Genomic DNA, 22,390 nt, shown 5'->3' with positions numbered 1-22,390 from the left:
CGGCTCCGGCGCCGCGATTCCGCACGGCGCGGTCCGGCACGGCACGGCACGGCACGGCACGGCACGGCACGGTCCGGTCCGGCACGGCACGGACGCGGCGCGAGCGCGTCCTGCTCACACGACGGACGCGGCGCTCCCGTGTCCTGCCGTCAGATGGCCTCGCGGGCGCGGCTTGCCCTGGTCCAGGACAGCAGTTTCTCCACGTCCCAGGTGTTCACCACGCGCTCGGCCGGCACGCCGCACTCCTCCGCCCGCGCACACCCGATGACCTGCCAGTCCAGCTGCCCGGGCGCGTGTGCGTCGGTGTCCACGGCGAACAGCGTCCCTGCCAGGACCGCCTTGCGGAGCAGCCGGCGGGGCGGGTCCAGCCGTTCCGGCCTGCTGTTGATCTCCACGGCCGTTCCCGCCTCCGCGCACGCCGCGAACACCGCGTCCGCGTCGAACTCCGACTCGGGCCTGCCCCGCCCCGTGACCAGACGGCCGGTGCAGTGGCCCAGCACGTCGGCCCTGGGGTTGCTGACAGCGGCCGTCATGCGGCGGGTCATCGCTGCCGCGTCCATCCGCAGCTTGGAGTGCACCGACACCACGACCACGTCGAGCCGGTCGAGCAGCTCCGGCTCCTGGTCGAGGGCGCCGTCGTCGAGAATGTCGCACTCGATGCCCGTCAGCAGCCGAAACGGCGCCCACTGGGAGTTCAGCTCCGCGACGAGGTCCAATTGCTCGGCCAGCCGCTCGGGGGACAGGCCGTGTGCCACGGTCAGCCGCGGTGAGTGATCGGTGAGCACGGCCCAGTCGTGCCCGATGTCCCGCGCGGCGCGTCCCATCTCCTCGACGGGGCTGCCGCCGTCCGACCAGTCGGAGTGCAGGTGGCAGTCGCCCTTCAGCAGCGCCCGCAACCGGCTCCCGGCATCACCCTCGACGAGCGGAGCCAGAGCCTCGCTCTCCAGGCGCTCGAGGTAGGCGGGTACGCCGCCCGCCAGGGCCTCACCGATCACGCCCGCGGTTCTGGGGCCGATGCCCTTGAGTGTTTCCAGGGACCCGTGCGCCGCGCGAGTGGCCAGTTCGGCGGGCGTCAGCCCGCGCACCACCGCCGCGGCGGTACGGAATGCCCGCACACGGTACGTCGGGGCGCGGTGGCGTTCCAGCAGGAACGCGATCCGTTCGAGTGCCTCCACGGGCCCCATCGCCACCTCCGGCCGCTCGCGGGGTTTCGCACCACACACCCTCCTCCAGGTTTCCCCGGCACGCACCACGGGGCACGTCCGGCCGGGTGGGGGACCAGACTGCCGTCAACGGCGGTGTGGGCGCCCGCACCGAGGCCTGTGCGGGCGTCGTGCGAACGGGTGACCGAGGAGCCCGCAGGTCCATGACCTGCGCCGGATCCCGGTCAAGGACCCGGCGCAGGTCTGTCCGTACCCACAGCCGTACCCGTACTCGTACCCGTACCCGCACTCGTACCCGCACTCGTACCTGTGCCGACCGGCCGGCCCGTCCCGGCCCTCGCAGCAGGGGGCAACCTGCGCGGGTACCTCCGCCACCACCTCCCTTCTCTGCGTTCCGAGGCCCGGTACGTGCTGGTGTCGCATCGGGCCGTGTGTTCAAGCCTTGCACCAGTGGGAGCGCTCCCACTGTGGAGGGGCGGGCCTTACTCGGTCAAGAAGCGTGAAGAGTCGAAGATATTCGACAGTGATGTGCCGCTGAAAGTTGGCAACATGTCTGTTCCTTGACGCCGCGTGGCGCTACGGTCTGCCTCACCAGTGGGAGCGGTCCCCCTCACTAGGTGCTCCTGTCAGGAGCACCTCAGTTGTCAGGAGTCGCTCATGCATCACCCCCTGAACTCCCCCCTGCACTCCCCTCCGGGCTCCCCCCGGAAGTCCCCGGCTTCGGCCTCCCGCGGCCGTGCGGGTCTGGCGGCGGCCTGTGCACTGTTCATGGCGGCCGGCGTCACGGCCGTGGCCACCGGATCCGCGTCGGGAGCAGCCGGCGCGGCCGCGCCCGCCTGCACCGTCGACTACAAGATCCAGAGTCAGTGGAACGGTGGTTTCGGCGCGAACGTCACCGTCACCAACAACGGTTCCCCGGTGTCCAGCTGGACCCTGGAGTGGGTCTACGCCGGTGACCAGAAGATCACCCAGGGCTGGAACGCCACCCTCAGCCAGACGGGCAAGGCCGTCACCGCCAAGAACGTCTCGTACAACGGCAATCTCGGCACCGGCGGCTCCGCCTCCTTCGGCTTCAACGCCGGCAACAGCGGCGAGAACGCCGTGCCCGCAGCCTTCAAGCTCAACGGCGTGACCTGCAACGGCGCTACGGACCCGGGTCCCGGCCCCACGGATCCGCCCGGCGACCGGGTGGACAACCCGTACGCGGGAGCGAAGGCCTACGTGAATCCGGAGTGGTCCGCGAAGGCCGCCGCCGAGCCGGGCGGTGCGGCCGTCGCCAAGCAGCCGACCGCCGTCTGGCTGGACCGCATCGCCGCCGTCAAGGGCAGCGCCACCACCATGGGCCTGCGCGCCCACCTGGACGAGGCCCTCAAGCAGAAGGGGACCGGCGAACTCACCGTCCAGCTGGTGGTCTACAACCTGCCGGGCCGCGACTGTGCCGCGCTCGCCTCCAACGGGGAGCTCGGCCCGACCGAGATCGGCCGGTACAAGAGCGAGTACATCGACCCGCTCGCCGCGATCCTCGCCGACCCCAAGTACGCGGGACTGCGCATTGTCACGATCGTGGAGATCGACTCGCTGCCCAACCTCGTCACCAACGTCACCCCCCGCCCCACCGCCACCCCCGCCTGCGACGTGATGAAGGCAAACGGCAACTATCAGAAGGGCGTCGGGTACGCGCTCAACAAGCTGGGCGACCTCCCCCACGTCTACAACTACATCGACGCAGGCCACCACGGCTGGCTCGGCTGGGACGACAACTTCACCGCCTCCGCCGAGATGTTCAAGGAGGCCGCCACCACCGAGGGCGCGACCCTCGCCGACGTGCACGGCTTCATCGTGAACACCGCCAACTACAGCGCCCTCAAGGAGGACCACTTCGCCATCGGCGACAGCGTCAACGGAACCTCCGTGCGCCAGTCCAAGTGGGTGGACTGGAACCGGTACACCGACGAGCTGAGCTACGCGCAGGCCATGCGCGCCAAGCTGGTCACGCTCGGCTTCGGCTCCGGCATCGGCATGCTGATCGACACCTCCCGCAACGGCTGGGGCGGCACGGCGCGCCCGTCGGGCCCAGGACCGCAGACGAACGTGAACGCATACGTCGACGGCGGGCGCTACGACCGCCGCATCCACCTCGGCAACTGGTGCAACCAGTCCGGGGCGGGCCTCGGCGAACGCCCGACGACCGCACCCGCGGCCGGAATCGACGCGTACGTGTGGGCCAAGCCGCCGGGCGAGTCCGACGGTGCGAGCAAGGAGATCCCGAACGACGAGGGCAAGGGCTTCGACCGGATGTGCGACCCGACGTACACCGGCAACCCCCGCAACGGCAACAGCATGTCCGGCTCGCTGCCGAACGCGCCGCTGGCGGGGAAGTGGTTCTCCGCCCAGTTCCAGGAGCTGTTGAAGAACGCCCACCCCGCGCTGTGACCGAGCACTGACGGGTGCGTCGCCGGCCCGGTGCGTGCTGGCGGCGCGTGAGCCGAAGGCCCTTTTCCCCGGTGCGCACCGGGGAAAAGGGCCTTCGGGCCGTGTCAGCGGTCCTGTGGAAGTCAACCGGACACGGAGGGCTTCACGGGTTGCTTCACGGGTTCACCCTCTCCTGCGTGCCAGGCCGCTTCAGGTGCGGGTCCAGCGCTGGTTGCCGCCGTTCGAGCAGGAGTAGAGCTGGATCGTGGTGCCGTTGGCGGTGCCGGCCGCGGTGGCGTCGAGGCAGAGACCGGACTGGACGCCGACGACGGAGCCGTCGGCGTTGAGGCGCCATTTCTGGTTGTCGCCACCCCAGCAGCTGTAGATCTGGACCTTGGCGCCGTTGCCGGTGCCCGCGGCATCCAGGCACTTGTTGCCGTAGACCCGCAGTTCGCCCGCGGCGGTGTGGCTCCACTGCTGGTTCGTGCGGTTGTTGCAGTCCCACAGCTGGAGCTGCGTGCCGTCGGTGGTGCCGGCGCCGGGCACGTCCAGGCAGCGGCCCGAGGCGGCGCCCCTGATCGGCCCGGCGTTACCGGGGGGCGTGGGGGAGGCGGCGTTGAGCGCGTTGAGGACGGAGTCGTAGGCGGGCTTCTTGCTGCCGTTGCCGTGGAACAGCAGCGGGGAGTGCTCCGGTCGCCAGGAGTCGGTGTCGCGCACGCCCCAGACGGTGATGCCGAGGCAGCGCGGGACGGCCAGGCAGTCGTTGGTCACCTGGGCGTAGGTGGTGGCCGAGGCACCCTGGATGTCGAGTTCGGTGACGGCCACGTCGACGCCGAGGGCGGCGAAGTTCTGCAGGGTGGTGCGGAAGTTGCTGTGGTAGGGGCTGTCGTTGTTGAAGTGCGACTGGAAGCCGACGCAGTCGATCGGCACGCCGCGCTGCTTGAAGTCCTTGACCATGGCGTACATGGCCTGGGTCTTGGCCCAGGTCCAGTTCTCGACGTTGTAGTCGTTGTAGCAGAGCTTGGCGGCCGGGTCGGCGACCCGCGCGGCGCGGAAGGCGACCTCGATCCAGTCGTTGCCGGTGCGCTGGAGGTTGGAGTCGCGCCGGGCTCCCGTGCCGTCCTCGAAGGCCTCGTTCACGACGTCCCACTGGGGGATCCTGCCCTTGTAGTGGCCCATCACGCCGTTGATGTGGCCGACCATCGCCTGGCGCAGGCTGCTGCCGCTGAGGCTCCGCATCCAGCCGGGTTGCTGTGAGTGCCAGGCGAGGGTGTGGCCGCGCACCTGCTTGCCGTTCTGCACCGCCCAGTTGTGGACGCGGTCACCCGCGGTGAAGTCGAACTGACCCCGCTGGGGTTCGGTGGCGTCGATCTTCATCTCGTTCTCGGCCGTCACCGAGTTGAACTCGCGGCCCGCGATCGACGTGTACGCCGAGTCGCCCAGCCTGCCCGAGGCGATGGCGGTGCCGAAGTAGCGGCCGCTCTGCGCCGCCGCGGCGCCGAGCGTGGTTTCGGCCGCGCTCTGGGCGGCATGTGCGGTGGGCGACGCGGTCGGCGCCGCGAACGCACCGAGAACACCGACGAGCAGCGCGGTCAGCAGACCGCCGGAGGTGCGGCGCAGGGCGCGTGGGGGAAGGGCGTGCGAAGACATGACTGTGCCTCCAGAGTGGCATCACGGTAGGAGTGGAAGGCGGCTGCCCGGATCGCGTACGGGGCCGTGCAGTGCGTCCCGTAGGCGATCCGGCAACCGCTCAGGTGCAGACGTTGCCGTTGAGCGTGTAGGCGGTGGGGGAGGGGCTGGTTCCGCTGTGCGTCCCCTGGACTCCGAAGCTCGCTGTGGCACCGGGTGCGAGGGTCCGGTTCCAGTCGGTGTTGCGGGCCACGACAGCGGTGCCGTCCTGGGTGACGGTCGCGTTCCAGGCGCTGGTGACGCGCTGGCCTGCAGGGTAGGTCCAGCTCAGCTTCCAGCCGTCCACGGCTTCCGCGCCGGTGTTCTTCACGGTGAGTGTCGCGGTGAAGCCCGTGCCCCACACGTTGTCGTTCTTGTACGTCACCGTGCAGGCCCCGGCGGGCGGTTCGCCGGTGGTGGTCCGCTCGGCGGCGTAGGCGGCGAGCCACGCCAGCGGGGCGTTCCAGTTCACCGCCACTTCGTTGGTGGAATACGAGCCGATGTCGTCGATGTAGCAGGCGGCGGGTGCGCAGCCCGCCAGCTTCTCCTTGGCCACCGGGTCCTGGAGCCCGCTGTTGGGACCGCCCGCGAGCGACCCCGCCGGAGGGTGGGGCAGCGAGGCGTCCAGCTGGTGTGCCCAGAAGCGGTGATGCTGGTTGCGCGAGGACGTCCTGCCGTAACCGGAGATGTAGGACTGGCCGAGGGCGTTGCGGCCGAGCAGGTAGTCCATGGCCTCCAGGGCGCCGGCGCGGTAGCGCGCGTCGCCGGTCAGTTCCCCTGCGACGGCCAGGACGATCGCGTTGTCGGCGACCTCGCCGTTGGAGCCCCAGAAGTAGCCGTCGGCAGGGACGGGCACCGCGTAACCCTGGCCGGCCATCCTGGCCAGATGACCGTCGGCGGCGGAGGTCACCGAGGCACGGACGCGGGCCAGGTCCGCGGCGGGCAGCCCGTTGGGGACCGTGGCCAGGGTGAGCCGGCCGAGTGCGGCCGTGTCCGCCCAGCCGAACCCGTAAGCGGAGAAGGCCGTGGGGGAGGTGTGCCAGGCGGAGCCGGTGACTGCGTCCCGGTAGCCGCTGTCGCCGGTCGTGGCGTACAGCTCGGACGCCGCCCAGTAGAACTCGTCGGTGACCTGCGAGTCGCCGTAGGCACCGCCGCCCGTGCTGTCCGAATCCGGCGCGTACAGGGCCGGGTTGGCCCGGGCCGCTGTCCAGGCCCGCCGGGCGCTCGACAGACAGCGGTCGGCGAACGCGGCGTCGTAGGGCCGCAGGACACGGGAGCACTGCGCCGCGGCCGCCGCGAGGTTGAGGGTTGCCGCCGTGGACGGACGGTGCAGCTCGCGAGGCTGGGAGTCCTGGTCGGGGCGCAGCGGCATGCCCGTCCACTCCGCGTCATGGATCTTGTGGAACGCCATGCCCGCGTACGGCTTGTTCTCGGCCACCTGCATCCGCATCAGGAAGTCGAGCTCCCAGCGCGCCTCGTCCAGCACGTCGGGTACGCCGTTGCCGCGCTCGGGGACCCTCAGGGTCGAGTCGCCCAGTGCCGCGTCCGTGCCGGCCCGCTTGGCCCGCTCGAAGGAGTTGACCACCAGCCAGGCGGAAATGCCGCCGTTCACCACGTACTTGCCGTGGTCGCCCGCGTCGTACCAGCCGCCCCTGACGTCCTTCGTGTAGTCGCACACGGTGGCCTGGCAGGGGACGGCGGTGTCACCCTTGTTGGGCGCGACACCGAGGTGTCCGGCCGGGCGGCCGTAGGCGGAGCCCGCCAGCGAGGCCTCGATGGGAATGCCGCTGCGCTGGTGGTAGAAGAACGCCATCGCGTCCGAGCGCAGACCGTCGTACAGGTTCGCGCGGATGTCGAAGGACACACTGCCGCTGCCGTCCACCGCCAGGACGTACTGCGATCCGGCCTTGCGGTACGAGGAGAAGTCGGCCACCTGGACGGTCTGCCCGGAGGGGGCGTCCGTGCCGCGGGGGACGGTCGCACCGGAGGCGACCACCGTCCCGGACGCGTCGCGCAGCTGCCAGGTGAGCGGCTGCGTCGCGGTGGTGACGACGGTGGCGCGCTTGGGTCCGTCGGGGAGATAGCCGGCCTGGTTGACACGTACGGCCGAGGTCGCCGCAGCGGCGGCGGGAGCGGCTGCGGCGACGGGCGCGGTCAGGAGTCCGCAGACGAGGAGGGGACCCGTGAGCAGGGTGGCGGCGAGGCGCCCGGGACGGCGTAACGAAGGGGCGGGGGGCATGAGCGGCTCCTGTGTCGATGCTGGTCAGCGGATGGAGTTGGCCGGGAACGGGTCCTCCTGGGCGGCGGGTGGAGGTGGCCGCCCCCTGGCCATGGCGGCCAGGCCCTGGTGGACGTGCCGTAGCCGCCGTGGGAGGGAAGATCACGGCCTGGTCACTGGCGACGCGACACCTCTGGCCGTGGCTCAGGCTCCGGCCGTGTACTGCGTCCGAGGGCCGACCGCGAAGGTGCCCAGGGAGCGCCGTGGACGGACCGGGGGTGGGGAGCACTCCCATTCGACATACCGAACATTGGTCGGTGTTTCGAAGATGCGAGTCGGACAGTAATGACGCGCCGGTGAGGCGTCAACAGGTGCGGCCGTATACGGGAGTGAAAGTGGTGGCGTCCCGGCAGGCGCTGCGTGCTCGACCGCTTCCCCGATGCGGACACCCAGGGCCCGGCGAACCGATTCGCAAACTTTCGAAAAATTTCCGGTTGCCCGATGTGCTGGTCAACTCCAGGCGAGAGGCACTGTTTGCAGCCAGATCGGCAGCAGGTCTTGACCGACAAGCTGGCTGTTCCTAGCTTGTGGCGTCACGGAATCCGAGAGGTTTTCGAAAAGTTTTCGGCAAGTAACCGACAGTTCCGGTCCGAACCCACCCCCCATCGCACCCCGTCCCCCATCGCACCCACCCCCCAAGGAGCGTTCGTCATGTGGTTTCGCCATCCGCCCCTGGTCGTCCTGAGACGCTTACTCGCCGTCCTCGCGCCCATGCTGCTCGTGGCCACAGTCCTCACCGCCCAGCCCGCCGCCGCGGCGACCGTCGACACCAACGCCTGGTACGTGCTGGTCAACCGCAACAGCGGCAAAGCCCTGGACGTCCACAATCTGGCGACCAACGACGGCGCGCGCATCACCCAGTGGACACGGAACGACCAGAACCAGCAGCAGTGGCAGTTCGTCGACTCGGGCGGCGGCAACTACCGCATCAAGTCCCGCCACTCCGGCAAGGTGCTGGACGTCCAAGGCCGGTCCACCGCCAACGGCGGACCGATCGTCCAGTGGGCCGACCTGAACGGCACCCACCAGCAGTGGCGGCTCGCCGACAGCGCGGACGGTTACGTGCGGCTCGTCTCACGCCACAGCGACAAGGCCCTCGAAGTACAAGGCGCCTCCGCCACCGACAACGCGAACATCGTCCAGTACGACGACTGGGGCGGCACCAATCAGCAGTGGCAGCTCGTCAAGGTCGGCACCGGCAACCCCGCTCCGTGCGGCCTCCCGTCGACCTACCGCTGGTCATCGACGGGCGCACTGGCGCAACCCAAACCGGGATGGGCCTCGCTCAAGGACTTCACCGTCGTCCCCTACAACGGCAAGCATCTCGTGTACGCGACGACGCACGGCGCGGGCCCGGGAACGGGCTGGGGCTCGATGAACTTCGGCCTGTTTACCAACTGGCCGGAGATGGGTTCGGCCAGCCAGAACACGATGTCGAACTCCGTCGTCGCGCCCACGCTGTTCTACTTCGCCCCGAAGAACATCTGGGTGCTCGCCTACCAGTGGGGCGGCGGGAGCGCCTTCTCCTACCGGACGTCGAGCGACCCCTCCAATCCGAACGGCTGGTCAGCACAGCAGGTGCTCTTCTCCGGAAGCATCACCGGCTCCGGCACAGGTCCCATCGACCAGACGCTCATCGCCGACGGCACGAACATGTACCTGTTCTTCGCCGGTGACAACGGCAAGATCTACCGGGCCAGCATGCCCATCGGGAACTTCCCGGGCAGTTTCGGCTCGACCTACACCACGATCATGAGCGATACGACGAACAACCTGTTCGAAGCGCCGCAGGTCTACAAGCTCCAGGGCCAGGACCGCTACCTCATGATCGTCGAGGCGATCGGCGCGCAGGGCCGCTACTTCCGCTCGTTCACCGCCACCAGCCTGAACGGCACCTGGACACCTCAGGCCGCGACCGAGAGCAACCCCTTCGCCGGCAAGGCCAACAGCGGTGCCACCTGGACCAACGACATCAGCCACGGCGAGCTGATCCGCACCAGCGCCGATCAGACCTTCACCGTCGATCCCTGCAACCTGCAATTCCTCTACCAGGGACGCGACCCCCGCATCGGCGGCGACTACGGCCAATGGCCCTACCGTCCGGGTCTGTTGACACTGCGGCGCTGACGGCGTGACGCGGACCCGGCCGGGCAGTGCGCCTGTCACGGCGTGTCTTGGCAGCGCGGCCGGGCCTACCCTTGGGCGGTGTACTACGAGTTCCGTACCGCCCGCCCCGAGGACACCGAAGCCCTCGACGCGTTGGACGGGTCCTTCACCACTGACACCGTCTTCCACGTGGAGACCGCCGAGAACGGGTTCACCCTGCGCGAGCTCCCCATTGAGCCGCCCCTGACCAAGGTGTTCCCCCAGGACGACTCCGAGGGAGACGACGAGAACGACGCGTGCCCGTCGGAGCAGAGCAGCCCCACCGTCCTGGCCGTCGCCGCCGACGGGTCCGTCGCGGGCTTCGTCTCCGTCTCGTACGCCCCGTGGAACCGTCGCCTCACCATCGAGGACATCGAGGTCGCCCCCGAGCACCGGGGGCGCGGCGTCGGCAGTGCGCTGATGGCCCGCGCCGAGGAGATGGCGCGTGAGCGCGGAGCCATGCAGATCTGGCTGGAGGTGACCAACATCAACGCCCCCGCGATCCGCGCCTACCGGCGGATGGGTTTCGCCCTCTGCGGCCTCGACACCTCGCTCTACGAGTTCACCCCCTCGGCCGGCGAGTACGCCCTCTACATGAGCAAACCCTGCCCCTGAGTCCGTTGCTCGACACAGGGACGACAAGGGGAGAGGGGCACCGTGACGATGTTCTTGATGGGCATGCTGCTGTTCCTCGGTGTGGCAACCGCGGGGGCGAGCCTGGTGGTTGGCGTGGCCCTGGTGAGGAACCGGCCTCTTTCTCCGCCCGGTTTCTGTGCGGTGCTCGCCCTTTTCTTCGGGGCTGCGGCCGCGTCCACGTACAGCTACGGCTGGTTCTCCGTTGCCCTGGGAGGCCCGATTCCCGTGCTGTGCGAGGACCAGAACACCGCCGGTGCTGATTGGACAAGCGTGAAGCAGACGTTCTGGCCACTGCGCAATGCCTGCGTCTACGCCGATGGTTCGACGCTGGAGTACGTCTCCCTGTCGATCACTGTGCTCGTCTGCGTGCTGGCAGGCGCCGCCGTCGTACTGAGCGGTGCCGCCGCGCTCGCGTACCGAAGGGCCAGACGGCCTTCCGGGGGAATCGCCGCCTTCCGCACGTGACCCGTTGCCCAACGCGGCCAGGTCCGCAGGCAGCCGCCTCGCACCAGGAGCCCGGGACCGGATTGCCCTCCGGTCCTTCGAGCAGTGCGAACGGTCACCCGTGACATTCCCCCCGCCTGGTGAGCCACGTCCCTACCCGAGGCCGCCCCCAGCCCGCGATCTGTCCCGTCTGCGGTACCACCGGCACATCAACCGCACCATGAGCAGGGTCGCCCCGCCGGCCAGGTAGAGGCAGTCGCCGGGCGAGGGGACGTAGGGACCCGGTATCCGGATGCTGACCGGGGGTTGCGCGAGCGTTCTCGGTGGGTTGGCCGACGAGTGCCAGCCGGCCGGTGGCACCCGCGGTCTTCTTCTCGATGCGGAGCCGGACGACGGTTCCATAGACCTCGACGAAGGCGGGACACCGGCTGACGTTCTCCTGCGGTGCCACCGGCCGTGCGCAGTACCCGGAATCGGTCTGTCCGTCCTCGGGCCGATAGGGCACATAGCTGAATCCGTCAGGGATCGTCAGGTTTCGTGCCTGTTTCTCTCCGCCACGATGCGGATTTCCCCCGCCGGGGCCGGGAGACCGGTGATGGGCGCGGTCGACCTGGTCGAGAACGGAGCGAGTACCAGCAGCACGGCCGTCAGTACGGGGAGAGCCGACCTCGGTGGATGTTTCACGGGGCCGGGCCCCCTGCTGCGCGCGCTCTGGTGTGCCGCGTGGGCAGGGGACTCCTCCCCGGCGCCGTATCGCCGGTGATCAACGTGCGGATTCCGACGGACCCTACGGGGAGCCCGGACATTCCCCGGACGTGTCGAATTGCGTCCGCAATGTGTATCGCACATCCTATGGACAACTGCCCTCAATGGTCCGGCACCCTCTAACTCGCTGTTATAGCGCCGATTTAGGACACTATCTACCAATCGTTAGTAACTGCTTGTTGCTGATCGTTCACCCAAAACCTCAGTAAGCGTGTGAGGTGGATCACATTTGGCTCATGATCGATGGCGGAGATTTGCGATACGGAACGATCCGTCCTTGGGTGCGACACAGGCATCGACCTCCGTCAGTTCGCCGTTGGCGGTGCCGTCGAGGCACAGCCGTCCTCCCTTGTCGCGGAGGTCGATGACGAACTTCGTGACGGCGGCGGACCGCTTCAGGCCGTGGATGCGCTCGTCGATGTAGCCGAGGCCGTTCAGCACCTTCCTGACCTGCGCAGGATCGGGCCGCTCGAGCCGCAGGACCGCCTCGGCCACGCGCTGTTCGTGCTGGACGCCGGCGCACCAGTCGCGGGCGTCCAGTTCCACTTCGGGGCCTGCCGTCGGGGTGACGGGCTCGACCCCACCCCCCGGCGGCGGCTCCACCGTGGCGCCGGGCGGAGCCGCTACCGGAACGGTCGGCGCGCTACCGTCCGGGGCGGCCGGCAACTCCCCCTTCGTGCCTGGTGGGGGGCACTCCCGTGCCACCTCGTCCAGCATCCTGCGGAAGGTCGCGTCGCTCCTGGCCGAGACGGCATCGGCCGGCCTCTCCCGCTCCCCTCGGGGGCCCGACTGCTCGGAGCCGCAGGCGGTCAGAGTCACGGCGGCGAGAGCCGTCACCGCGAGGGTGCGCCGACGGTGGCGCGTTTTGGTGGCAACTGCCCGGTTCGGGGCCTGAGTTCGCTTCACGTCCCCAGACTTGGGCAGCCCCGCCCACGCCACATGAGTACGCGTACTCAACCTCCGGCGACGGCCGGACGTTCTTCACTGCTGCAAGGAAGCGGAATCAACTACTTCCATATGTAAGCCACTTGTGGTCGTGATCGCGCCGGTCTACGTTCCGCATCGATCAAGCAACACACCACCGACACGAGGGGGGAACTCGTGCACAAAACAGCCCTGCCTGTCATGGCCGCACTCTCCATGGCGCTGATGCTCCCGCAGCAGCCCGCCGGAGCCGCTGTCATCGACCAGCCGCAAGCCGCGGCCGCCACTGTCGAACCGCCGCTGGCCGACGGGGAGATCCAGCGGGTCGGTCCCGGCCTGTACTCCACCGCCGAGAAGTCCTTCGAGCTGTACGAGACCGATGTGGCCGAGGGCCTCATGGGCCGCACGCACACGGTCACCGAAGGCGCGGACGGAGTCGCCAAGCCGGAGTCGGCGCCCACGACCCGACCGGACCAGGGCGTCTTCGGCCCCGGCTGGGAAGCCGGGTTCCTGGGGGGCCAGCTCAACCGCAAGCTGGAGCAGAAGGCCGACTCCGTCGTGGTCACCGACCTCGACGCGAAGGTCTCCGTCCCGTACGCCCTGAAGAGCAGCGTCGACTACCCGAGCGGCGGAGGCGTCAAGAAGTACGAAACCTCCACGGGCGACAAGCTCACCGAGACCACCACGTACAACGAGGCCACCGGCACGCTGGTGACCACCGCCGTCGAGACCCTCGCTCCGGCCACCGGCACCCCGGACACCGACGTGACGGGCGACGAGGACGCCGACGCAGCCGTCGGGGTCGCCGCCCTCACGGCGACCTACCACTGGAAGCAGATCGCCCCGGGCACCGACAAGTGGCGTGTGACCAGTCTGGGCAACCTGGCCGACGGTGCCACCGCCACTGTCTCCTACGACGCCAAGGGCCGGGTCGCCACGGTCAGCGAGCCCGCGACCGCCGACGCTCCGGCGCAGTCGCTGGTGGTCAAGTACTCGACCGCCACGACGGCCACCGGCACGGCGCCCGGTGAGTACACGGGCCGCGCCAAGGAGATCACCCTCACCTCGGGTGCCACCACGCAGACGCTGGCGCGCTACTCCTACGACGCCTCGGGTCTGCTGCGCAAGGTGACCAACCCGGTCGAGGGCACCGACCCCGTCTCGTCGTACTCCTACGACACCACGGGGCGCGTCTCCGACGTAGACTCGCCGAGCAACGGCGAGTGGGACCTGACGTTCCCGGCCGCGTCGGCCGCCCCGAACGCCGCGCCCGTCGGCACCGACCTGCCGTCCGCCACCGAGCCCCTGCAGGGCCCGGCCGGCGACGGAACCGCGACCACGCCTCCGGCCGGGGACCTCACCACCGGTGAGATCACCGACCCGCAGGCCTACCCGCGCTACTGCAACCGCGCCACCGAGTGGATGTGGTACCTCAACCGCGGCTGCGTCGCGTGGGCCGCGCACTACGGCTGGCACTGGCCGAAGTTCCGGTACACGCCGACCGGCTTCCGCGTAGCGGGCATCGTCTACGACGGTTGCAGCACCCCCGGCCCGAACATCAGCCGCCCGGGCGGCTTCAACTTCCGGGCAGCGTGCGACAGCCACGACTACGGCTACGGCCTGATCGGCAACACGTACAAGGGCTACAAGTACTACCTGGACCGCAACAAGAAGTCGAACGTCGAGAACGCCTTCTACGCCACGATGAAGACGCACAGCTGCAAGGCGTACAACGTCCTCGTCCGCTGGAAGTGCAACGCCTACGCGTACGCCTACTTCAAGGCCGTGGGATTGAAGGGCAACCCGAAGAACGGTGCCAGGAAGACCTGATCACGGGTCCGGGCACCGTCTGACGACACCCGGCGCACCCTCCTGACGGTGCGGGCTCCCCGAGCCCGAACGGGCCGGGCGGCGGAAACCTTTCGCCGCCCGGCCCGTTCCGCCAGGACCTCTCACCACCTCGCTCCCCACATCTCTCCGGGCTGTGCCATGCCTGTTTCCCCACGGGCCCCAGACATGACGCGCCCCCTGCTCACCGAGGCAACATGAAGAGAACGATCTGGGCGACGGTCGTCACCACGATGACGGCCGTGGCCCTCGGCGCCGCGATGCCGGCCCACGCCGTCACACCGCCGAGCACCACGACAGCCGCCGCAGCCGCGGCCGACCCGGTCGACCCGCCGCTCTACGAACAGACCGCGGGCAGCGGCAAGGTCCGCGTCAACGTCGTCACAGAGACTCTCGCGGACGTCGCCGACGCGGCGACCGCCGGCGAGAAGAAGCAGGAATTCGAGACCGTACCGGTGATCACCCTCAAGGTGGACCGGGCCGGCCTGGACAAACTTGCCGCGAAGCCGGGCGTGGTCAGCGTCACCGAGGACAAGGCGGAGCCGCCGACCCTGGACCAGAGCGTCCCGCTGATCGGAGGTGACGACGCCGTCGCGGCCGGCAAGACCGGTGCGGGCCAGACGATCGCCGTCCTGGACACCGGCGTCGAGACCGGCCACCCGTTCCTGAAGAACAAGGTCGTGGCCGAGGCCTGCTTCTCGCCGAGCGATGCCGAGAGCGGCATCGCCAGCCTGTGCCCGAACGGAGCCGACACGCACGAGGGCACCGGCGCCGCCAACACAGCGGCCGGCGCCTGCGCGACCATGACCGCCTGCGACCACGGCACCCACGTGGCCGGTATCGCCGCGGGCAACGGCGCGGGCCTCACGGGCGCTCCCCGGCACGGTGTCGCACCCGGCGCCAACATCGTCGCCATCCAGGTCTTCAGCCAGTTCACGACCGAGGAGTTCTGCGGCGGCGCCGCCCCCTGCGTGGGCAGCTACCAGAGCGCACAGCTCAAGGGCCTCGAGCACGTACTGAAGCTCAAGAAGGCCGGCACGCCGATCGTCGCGGCCAACCTCAGCCTCGGCAACGGCCGTTACTCCACCGCCTGCGACAGCGATCTGCGCAAACCGCTCGTGGACAGCCTGCTGGGTGCCGGTGTGGCCACCGTGATCGCCGCCGGCAACAACGGCCACTCCGACGCGGTGAGCACGCCCGGCTGCATCTCCTCCGCCGTCACGGTCGGTTCGACGACCGACGACGACGAGCTGTCCGCCTTCACCAACCGGGGTCCGCTGCTCGACCTGTTCGCCCCCGGCACCGGCATCGTCTCGTCCGTGCCCGGCGGCACCTACGCCTCCAAGAACGGCACCTCCATGGCGGCACCGCACGTGGCCGGTGCGTACGCGGTGCTCAAGCAGGCCTTCCCCACCAGGAGCATCGCCGACCTGACGGCCCTCCTGAAGAACGGCGGCCGGGGCATCAGCTACACCGGCGCCACCACCCCACGGATCGACGTCGGCACGGCCATCGGCGGCGGGGGCACCACCCCGAAGCCGGCCGGGACGACCGACTTCAACGGTGACGGCGCGGAGGACATCGCGATATCCGACACCCAGGCCACCGTCGGCACGAACGCGAAGGCCGGTCTGGTCCGCGTCGTGTACGGCGGCGGCAAGGGCACCGCCGAGATCAGCCAGGACCTGGACTGGGTGCCGGGCGGCTCCGAGGCGGACGACTACTTCGGCGAGACCCTGGCCACCATCGACTGGAACAAGGACGGCTTCACCGACCTGGTCGTCGGAACCCCGAGCGAAACCGTCGGCACCGCCACCGACGCGGGCTTCGTCGACATCCTCTACGGCGCGGCCGGCGGTCTGGGCACCGGCACTCTCAAGGCCACGCACCTCGAGCAGGGAGCCGGCACGGGTGCGATCGCCGGCTCGGCATCCGAGACGGGCGACCGGATGGGCCACAGGATCGCGGCCGCGGTGAACGACGCCGGCCGGCCGTACCTGGTCATCGGCCTGCCCGGAGAATCCCTCGGCGACGCCACGCAGGCGGGTTCCTCCTTCTACGTGTACGGCACCACCAGCGTGGCGGTGAGCCAGTCGACCGCCGGTGTCCCCGGTGACCCCGAAACAGGGGACCTCTTCGGCTGGTCCGTGACCGCCGACCAGAACTACATCGCCATCGGCAACCCCAACGAGGCCCTGGGCAGCACGGCGAAGGCCGGCGGCGTCGTCCTCTTCGACGCCAACCGTTTCGACTCCGCAGGCCACCCCCTGCCGCTGGCCGGGCTCGACCAGAACAGCGACGCCATCTCCGGCGACGCCGAGGCGGGCGACCAGTTCGGCTACGCGGTGGCCATGGCCCCGTTCCGGGCCACCGGCGCCGCAGCCGCCACGGAGTCGATCCTGGCGATCGGTTCGCCCGGCGAGAGCGTGACGGTCGGCACCGAGAACCGCGCCAACGCGGGCCGTGTCGTGCAGATCCGCATCAAGCCCGACGGCACCTGGAGCTACCTGCGCGAGCTCAAGCAGGGCACCGCGGACGACGACGTGACCGGTACCTCCGAGGACGGGGACCGCATGGGTGAGTACCTCACCGCCGTCAACACCGCCCCCGGCTCGGTGAGCACCGTGGCGTCGATGCGGCTCGCGGTGGGAACACCCGGTGAGGACATCGGCACCGTCGCCAACGCAGGCGCGATCCACACGTTCTCGCTGGCCGGATCTGCCGGTGCGAACGACCGCTGGATCGAGGCGGGCAACGGCCTGCCCGGCCCCATCGGCGCCAACCAGTACGTGGGCAAGAACATCCACTTCACCGCGACCAAACTGTACGCGGGCATGCCCTTCGGGCCGCTGGCCACCGGCGCGCTCCACGCGCTGCCGATGTCCAACGTGACACAGGGCGGCACGGTCGCTCCCCTCACCACGTACAGGCCCGGCGCCGGTGGACTCCCGGCGAACGGCGTGGCCTTCGGCTACTCGGCACGATAGAGATCGGCCCATACGGGCAGCCCCCGAAGGCACCGGCCTTCGGGGGCTGCCCGCGTCCCCGATCCGCGCCCTCGGCGGGCGGTGTCGAGGGACGGAGCGCTCTCGTTCATGCCGGAGACGCACGTGCCCGCATCGTGCGCCCGGAAGGTATCTTGACATACGTATCCTGTCATACCTATGGTGTCGGCATGCCCCAGCACAGCGCGTCCGCCCAGGACATCGACCACATGGCCGCCGGCCTCGTGGCATGCCTGCCCGCGCTGTCCCGGGCTCTCGATCGGCGCGTCGGCCAGGAGTTCCCGCACCCCAAGCCCCCCGAGGGCCAGCTCGCGCTGCTCCGGCACGTCCAGGCGAACGAAGGCGTCACCGTGCGCCAGGCGGCCCAGGCACTGCTGATGAAGCCGAACAACGTCAGCGCGCTGGTCTCGCAGCTGACCGAGCGCGGGCTGCTGGAGCGCCGGCAGGACCCCGCCGACAAGCGAGTCGCGCACCTGTACGTCACCGCGATCGCGCAGCAGCGCGTTGCCGAGGCCGACCGCCTCATGTGCGCCCATGTCACGCAGGCGCTGGTCGCCATGACCGACGGCGAACGAGGTGCTCTCGGCTCTGCCCTGGGCGCGCTGGCAACCCTCAGCCTGCACCTTCACCACCCCGCCGGCTAGACGCACCACCGGCCCCCCAGAGGGCCGGTGGCGTGCCGCGGGGTCGGATTCTCATGCACTCCGGCCGCTCACGCCCCGGGCCGTGCGTTCTTTCCCTGCCGTGGACCGGGCCTCTGCCGTCCACGCCTTCCCTGACGCAAGAAATGGCACCTTCATGCCCTCCGGCACCCTCTACTCGCATGTCCCGGCGACCCATTCGCCGCCTTCGAACCGGCTCGACGGTTTCCGGGCCATTCCGTGGCTCACGCTGATCGCCGTTGCCTTCGGCCTCTTCATGGTCGGTCTCGACGGCTCGGTGGTGGCCATCGCCAACCCCGCGATCGGCGAGGATCTGGGAGCGTCCACCTCCGACTTGCAGTGGGTCACCAACTCCTACCTGCTGGCCCTCGCCGCAGCCCTGATCCTGGGTGGCAAGCTGGGCGACCGGTTCGGACGCCGCACCTTCTACCTGATCGGCGTCGCCGGGTTCACGGTGACCTCCGTGGCCATCGGGCTCGCCGGATCCATCGAGGGCGTCATCGCCTTCCGCGCCCTCCAGGGCTTCTTCGGCGCCCTGCTGATGCCCAACACCCTCGGCATGCTGCGTGCCGTCTTCCCGCCGAAGAAGTTCGGCATGGCGGTCGGCATCTGGGCCATGGTCTCCTCGGTGTCCACTGCTCTGGGCCCCATCGTCGGCGGCCTGCTCGTCGAACACGTCCAATGGGAATCCGTCTTCTACATCAACGCTCCCATCGGCATCATCGCGCTGGGCTTCAGCGTCGTAGTCCTTCCGCAGACCAGGAACACCGGCTCCGCGAACGAGAAGTTCGACATCGTCGGAGTCGTCCTGCTGGCTCTCGGCCTGCTCGCCGTCGTTTTCGGTGTGGTCAAGGGCGAGACCTGGGGCTGGACCTCGATCGGGACACTGGGCGCGATCTCGGCCGGTGTGGTGCTCCTGCTGGTCTTCGGCTTCGTGGAGACGCGCGTCGCCTCGCCGCTGCTGCCCATGCGGCTGTTCCGCAATCCGGCACTGACCGTCGGCACGTTCGTCACCGCGCTCAATTTCTTCGTGCTGCTCGGCATCATCTTCTTCGCCATGATCTACCTGCAGAACGTACGCGGATTCTCTCCCGTCGAGGCGGGTGTGCGCACCCTGCCGCTGAGTCTGGCCTCGGTCGTGGCCTCCCCCCTGGGAGCGGCGCTCACCGACAGGTTCGGCCCCCGGCTGACGATGCCGCTCGGCATGGCGTTGCAGGCGCTCGCCTGTTTCGCGATGCTCGGCTGGAGCGCGGACTCCTCGTACACCGCGATGTGGCCGCCCTTCGTCGCATTGGGCCTGGGCGTGGGCATGGTGATGGCGTCCTCGTCCGATGCCATCGTGGGGAACGCTCCGGTCAAGGACGGCGGCGTAGCGGGCGGGCTCCAGGCGACCGCCCTGCAGGTCGGCGGCGCTCTCGGCACCTCCGTCCTCGTATCGCTCATCAGCAGCCGGGTCGGCTCGACCCTGACCGGTGAACTGACCGCCGCCGGAGTGCCCGCGCCCGCGGCGGCAGGACTGCACGATGCGAAGGACGCGGTGGCCATGGGCGTCGCCCCGCTCTCCGGAGACATGCCGGCACAGCTCCGGGCCGCTGTCGCCGAAGGCAGCCACCAGGCCTTCATGAACGGGGTCCACACCGCCGTCACGGTGGCCGGGGCGCTGTGCGTCGTCGGCGCCGCTGTGGCCGTACTCGGCGTACGGCGTACCCCCGAAACGGCCCGTCACTGAGCGCGGACGGGCTCGCCGCCGGGCGGGCAGCGAGGCGGGCATGGCGACGACACTGTCCCGCGCCCCGCCGGGCCACAGCGGGTTCCCCCCGGCGTGATTCGCCGGGGGGAACCCGCGTTGCGGCAGGACGCGACAGCCCCGCAGGTTCTCCGGCCGGTGCGGATGATCCCTGACGATCTGGGGCCTGTGCTCCCCGCTGTGCCTGGGCGCGCTCGTCCTCCAGGTCCTGACCAACCGTGAGGCGGATGCCTTGGCCGGGTCAAGGGGATCGTGCTGGGCAACGACATCTGTGCAGGTGCGGAATGTGATCAGCCGTCTGGGTTCAGGTGGGGAGCTCGCCACGAAGAAGGCCGCCGCCCGCCAGGCCGCCGCCCGCCAGGTCGCCGCCCGCCAAGCCGCCGCCCGTCAGGTCGGCGGCCTCCAGTGGGTGAGGGATCTGGGTGGTGGGCCGCAGGTCAGGCCGCGAGACGGGTGCCGCGGCGCCAGACGGCGCGGGTGTTGAGGGTGTCGCAGATGGTGGTGGTGGGGTCGCCGTCGACGAGGAGGAGGTCGGCGCGCAGGCCCTCGGCGATACGGCCTCGGTCATCGAGGCCGAAGCGGCGGGCGGGGGTGGCGGTGGCCGCGCGCAGGGCCTGGGCAGGGGCGAGGCCGGCCCGGGTCAGGTACTGCAGTTCGTGGTGGACGCTGGCGCCGTGGGCGAGTCCGCCCAGGAAGGGCAGGGGTAGGGAGGCGTCGGTGCCGACCAGCAGGTCCACGTCGGCCTCACTGAGCGCCTTGACGGTGGCGAGGACGTCCTCGATCCTGCCCTGGGGGTAGTGGCCGAAGCAGGAGCGCAGGGCCTTGTCGCCGTCCGCGTCCAGGCGGGAGGCGACGCGCGGGTCGTCGGCAAGTTCACTGCCGGTGATGCCCATCATGGAGGCGTTCAGGACGACGCAGGGGACGACGAACACCCCGGCATTCTTCACCAAGTTGATGACCTCGTCGGTGTGAGGCTGGTCCATGAACAAGTGGGCCAGGCCGTCGATGCCCGCCTCGATCGCCATGCGGGTGGCGTCCACGGTCAGGGTGTGGGCGATGGTGAGCATGCCGTGTTCCTTGGCCTTGGCGACGCCCGCGTTCAAGGTCGCCTGGTCGAGCATGGGCAGCCCGGGGTGCCCTTCGATGCTGCCGTCATCAACCATGAACTTGATGTAGTCCGAACCGCGTTCGATCAGCCGCGGGATGAACGCAACCGCTTCTTCGGGGGTGGTGGAAAACGGCATCAGCGGCGGCTCGCCTGCAGGCTTGGCGCCAGGGGGCGGGCCAGGGCGGAAGCCTTCGGGGAACAACTCGCTCGGGTGACCGCCCGGCGGGGTGATGCCAAAACCGGAGGAGCGCACGTCGGCGACGGCGTCGTCCTCGCTGATGTGGGCCCGGTTGTCCCGCGTATGGGTGCCCTGCATCTCCAGCTCGGTCGTCACTCCGAACCGCAGCGCCTGCGCCAACGCGTCCTTGCCGGTGTGGACGTGGGCGTCGATCAGGCCCGGCAGCAGTGTGGCGCCAGTGCCGTCGACGATGTCGGCCCCGTCGGGAACGTCACCGCTGATGCGGGCGATCCGCCCGCCCTCGACGAGCACGGTGGTCACGCCCAGTGACTTCTCGCCGTCGAAGACCCGGGCGCCGGTGATAGCGGTTACGGACATGGCTTACCTCACTTCTGGTGGACGGCCTTCAATATATAGCTAAAGCTATGAATATGCATAACGGCATGGATATGTGTGTCGACTGAAACTCCTTAGGATGGCGGCATGAGCAGCTCGTCAACGCCGCCGGGAATCGGCAAGGCCCTCTTCGATCAGGTCGGACCTGCCCTGTCACGACTGCGGCGGCGGACGTCGGGCAGGCGTGGGGATCTGACCCGAAATCTCGTCCTGAACGTGGTCGCGGACGCGCCCGGCGAGATGACGGTCGGCGGTATCGCCGACGAGATGGGGGTGACCCAGCCCGTCGCCAGCCGGACCATTGCCGCCTGTATCGCCGACGGTCTGCTGCGCCGAGCCGCATCCCAGACGGACGGCCGGCGCACCGTCCTCGAGCTCACGGACACCGGCGAGGCCGAGCGACGGCGCTTCGCCTCCGAACAACGCGCGACCTTCGAACACATCACTGCGGCGTGGGAACCGGCCGAGCGCACCCAGTTCGCCCAGTTCCTCATCCGCTACAGCGAGGACGCCAGTGCCTGGTCCGCTCGGCAACTCCGCCGCAGCGAGGATGACGTGAGCACCCGCTCACAGGACTGACACCCCGCAGCGCGATAGCCCGGGGATCGCGCGTTCGTCACTTGCTCCAGGTGCGACAGCACCCTCGGCAAGGCCCGGCATGGAGGGCGAAGCACTGACTGTTCGCCGTCACCAACGCTCGTGGTCAATACGGCTAGCCAGGGCAGCGTCATGGCGGAAGCGATCCAAGTCGGTGAGCGGGGGCGCGTTCCAGCCCCGTCGCAGAGGGAGGGGCCTGGGGCAATTAGGCCGGGGTGGTCTGGGACAGTGGAGGCCGCCTCGCGGTGCGGGCCCGGTTGCCGCCGCACGGCGAGACGGCCGGACTAGTAGTGCTTTGTCAGGTGGCCTCGTCGCGTGGGGGGGGTGTCTCTATGTCCTTCGTCAAGGACGTGGTGCCGGGTGTGGGGGCTGTTTGAGGTGGTTATGCGGCGAGGGTGATGGTGGGTGTTCTGG

Annotated in this window: 14 protein-coding genes; 9 read left to right on the top strand and 5 right to left on the bottom strand. The window is 69.6% G+C overall.

Going from position 1 to position 22,390, the window contains the following annotated elements; translation table 11 throughout:
• Nucleotides 1-149: 149 nt before the first annotated feature.
• Nucleotides 150-1,184, bottom strand: coding sequence for a PHP domain-containing protein (locus ACFWVV_RS20585; RefSeq protein ID WP_384357434.1), 1,035 nt, complete (start codon nucleotides 1,182-1,184; stop codon nucleotides 150-152).
• A gap of 747 nt (nucleotides 1,185-1,931) precedes the next feature.
• Here ACFWVV_RS20585 and ACFWVV_RS20580 point away from each other — a divergent pair.
• Nucleotides 1,932-3,596 carry a glycoside hydrolase family 6 protein gene (locus tag ACFWVV_RS20580; protein ID WP_384357464.1) on the top strand — a complete coding sequence of 555 codons (1,665 nt, stop codon included), beginning with the start codon at nucleotides 1,932-1,934 and terminating at the stop codon, nucleotides 3,594-3,596.
• A gap of 189 nt (nucleotides 3,597-3,785) precedes the next feature.
• Here ACFWVV_RS20580 and ACFWVV_RS20575 read toward each other — a convergent pair whose 3' ends face one another.
• Nucleotides 3,786-5,225 (bottom strand): endo-1,4-beta-xylanase, encoded by a 1,440-nt coding sequence (locus ACFWVV_RS20575; protein ID WP_384357432.1) that lies wholly within the window; start codon nucleotides 5,223-5,225, stop codon nucleotides 3,786-3,788.
• Nucleotides 5,226-5,325: 100 nt separating this feature from the next.
• Nucleotides 5,326-7,482: a glycoside hydrolase family 9 protein gene (locus ACFWVV_RS20570; RefSeq protein ID WP_384357430.1), complete on the bottom strand. Its 2,157-nt coding sequence runs from the start codon at nucleotides 7,480-7,482 to the stop codon at nucleotides 5,326-5,328.
• A 690-nt stretch (nucleotides 7,483-8,172) separates the two neighbouring features.
• On the opposite strand from ACFWVV_RS20570, the gene ACFWVV_RS20565 reads away from it, so the two are divergent.
• The 3 genes from ACFWVV_RS20565 (at nucleotide 8,173) to ACFWVV_RS20555 (ending at nucleotide 10,767) form a co-directional block, all read left to right on the top strand.
• On the top strand, nucleotides 8,173-9,648 hold the full coding sequence (locus ACFWVV_RS20565) for a non-reducing end alpha-L-arabinofuranosidase family hydrolase (RefSeq protein WP_384357428.1): 1,476 nt from the start codon (nucleotides 8,173-8,175) through the stop codon (nucleotides 9,646-9,648).
• A gap of 78 nt (nucleotides 9,649-9,726) precedes the next feature.
• Nucleotides 9,727-10,281, top strand: coding sequence for a GNAT family N-acetyltransferase (locus ACFWVV_RS20560; RefSeq protein WP_384357426.1), 555 nt, complete (start codon nucleotides 9,727-9,729; stop codon nucleotides 10,279-10,281).
• Nucleotides 10,282-10,338: 57 nt separating this feature from the next.
• Nucleotides 10,339-10,767, top strand: coding sequence for a hypothetical protein (locus ACFWVV_RS20555; protein ID WP_384357424.1), 429 nt, complete (start codon nucleotides 10,339-10,341; stop codon nucleotides 10,765-10,767).
• A gap of 978 nt (nucleotides 10,768-11,745) precedes the next feature.
• Here ACFWVV_RS20555 and ACFWVV_RS20550 read toward each other — a convergent pair.
• The gene (locus tag ACFWVV_RS20550) at nucleotides 11,746-12,417 is read right to left on the bottom strand and encodes a hypothetical protein (RefSeq protein ID WP_384357422.1); all 672 of its coding nucleotides are present in this window, start codon (nucleotides 12,415-12,417) and stop codon (nucleotides 11,746-11,748) included.
• 219 nt (nucleotides 12,418-12,636) lie between these two features.
• On the opposite strand from ACFWVV_RS20550, the gene ACFWVV_RS20545 reads away from it, so the two are divergent.
• The 4 genes from ACFWVV_RS20545 (at nucleotide 12,637) to ACFWVV_RS20530 (ending at nucleotide 19,679) form a co-directional block, all read left to right on the top strand.
• Nucleotides 12,637-14,265, top strand: a complete 1,629-nt coding sequence (locus tag ACFWVV_RS20545; RefSeq protein ID WP_384357420.1) for a phospholipase A2 — start codon at nucleotides 12,637-12,639, stop codon at nucleotides 14,263-14,265.
• A gap of 215 nt (nucleotides 14,266-14,480) precedes the next feature.
• Nucleotides 14,481-17,270, top strand: a complete 2,790-nt coding sequence (locus ACFWVV_RS20540; protein ID WP_384357418.1) for a S8 family serine peptidase — start codon at nucleotides 14,481-14,483, stop codon at nucleotides 17,268-17,270.
• A gap of 188 nt (nucleotides 17,271-17,458) precedes the next feature.
• Nucleotides 17,459-17,932, top strand: coding sequence for a MarR family winged helix-turn-helix transcriptional regulator (locus ACFWVV_RS20535; RefSeq protein WP_384357416.1), 474 nt, complete (start codon nucleotides 17,459-17,461; stop codon nucleotides 17,930-17,932).
• 154 nt (nucleotides 17,933-18,086) lie between these two features.
• A complete protein-coding gene (locus ACFWVV_RS20530) occupies nucleotides 18,087-19,679 on the top strand; it encodes an MFS transporter (protein ID WP_384357414.1) in 1,593 nt (530 codons plus the stop codon).
• A gap of 455 nt (nucleotides 19,680-20,134) precedes the next feature.
• On the opposite strand, the gene ACFWVV_RS20525 is transcribed toward ACFWVV_RS20530, so the two are convergent.
• Nucleotides 20,135-21,361, bottom strand: coding sequence for an amidohydrolase family protein (locus ACFWVV_RS20525; RefSeq protein WP_384357412.1), 1,227 nt, complete (start codon nucleotides 21,359-21,361; stop codon nucleotides 20,135-20,137).
• Between the two features lie 105 nt (nucleotides 21,362-21,466).
• Here ACFWVV_RS20525 and ACFWVV_RS20520 point away from each other — a divergent pair, with 105 nt between their 5' ends.
• Nucleotides 21,467-21,958 carry a MarR family winged helix-turn-helix transcriptional regulator gene (locus tag ACFWVV_RS20520; protein WP_384357410.1) on the top strand — a complete coding sequence of 164 codons (492 nt, stop codon included), beginning with the start codon at nucleotides 21,467-21,469 and terminating at the stop codon, nucleotides 21,956-21,958.
• Nucleotides 21,959-22,390: the final 432 nt, after the last annotated feature.

Origin of the sequence: Streptomyces sp. NPDC058663 (assembly GCF_042716745.1) — a bacterium.
Classification (GTDB): Bacteria; Actinomycetota; Actinomycetes; order Streptomycetales; family Streptomycetaceae; genus Streptomyces.
This window is presented reverse-complemented; position numbering and strand designations above follow the sequence as displayed.

Bases quoted from the DNA above. Each gene is read 5' to 3' on its own strand.
- ACFWVV_RS20575 (WP_384357432.1), bottom strand. From the start codon at position 5,225: ATGTCTTCGCACGCCCTTCCCCCACGCGCCCTGCGCCGCACCTCCGGC.
- ACFWVV_RS20565 (WP_384357428.1), top strand. From the start codon at position 8,173: ATGTGGTTTCGCCATCCGCCCCTGGTCGTCCTGAGACGCTTACTCGCC.
- ACFWVV_RS20525 (WP_384357412.1), bottom strand. From the start codon at position 21,361: ATGTCCGTAACCGCTATCACCGGCGCCCGGGTCTTCGACGGCGAGAAG.
- ACFWVV_RS20545 (WP_384357420.1), top strand. From the start codon at position 12,637: ATGGCCGCACTCTCCATGGCGCTGATGCTCCCGCAGCAGCCCGCCGGA.
- ACFWVV_RS20580 (WP_384357464.1), top strand. From the start codon at position 1,932: ATGGCGGCCGGCGTCACGGCCGTGGCCACCGGATCCGCGTCGGGAGCA.
- ACFWVV_RS20570 (WP_384357430.1), bottom strand. From the start codon at position 7,482: ATGCCCCCCGCCCCTTCGTTACGCCGTCCCGGGCGCCTCGCCGCCACC.
- ACFWVV_RS20530 (WP_384357414.1), top strand. From the start codon at position 18,087: ATGCCCTCCGGCACCCTCTACTCGCATGTCCCGGCGACCCATTCGCCG.
- ACFWVV_RS20520 (WP_384357410.1), top strand. From the start codon at position 21,467: ATGAGCAGCTCGTCAACGCCGCCGGGAATCGGCAAGGCCCTCTTCGAT.
- ACFWVV_RS20535 (WP_384357416.1), top strand. From the start codon at position 17,459: ATGCCCCAGCACAGCGCGTCCGCCCAGGACATCGACCACATGGCCGCC.
- ACFWVV_RS20540 (WP_384357418.1), top strand. From the start codon at position 14,481: ATGAAGAGAACGATCTGGGCGACGGTCGTCACCACGATGACGGCCGTG.
- ACFWVV_RS20555 (WP_384357424.1), top strand. From the start codon at position 10,339: ATGGGCATGCTGCTGTTCCTCGGTGTGGCAACCGCGGGGGCGAGCCTG.
- ACFWVV_RS20585 (WP_384357434.1), bottom strand. From the start codon at position 1,184: ATGGGGCCCGTGGAGGCACTCGAACGGATCGCGTTCCTGCTGGAACGC.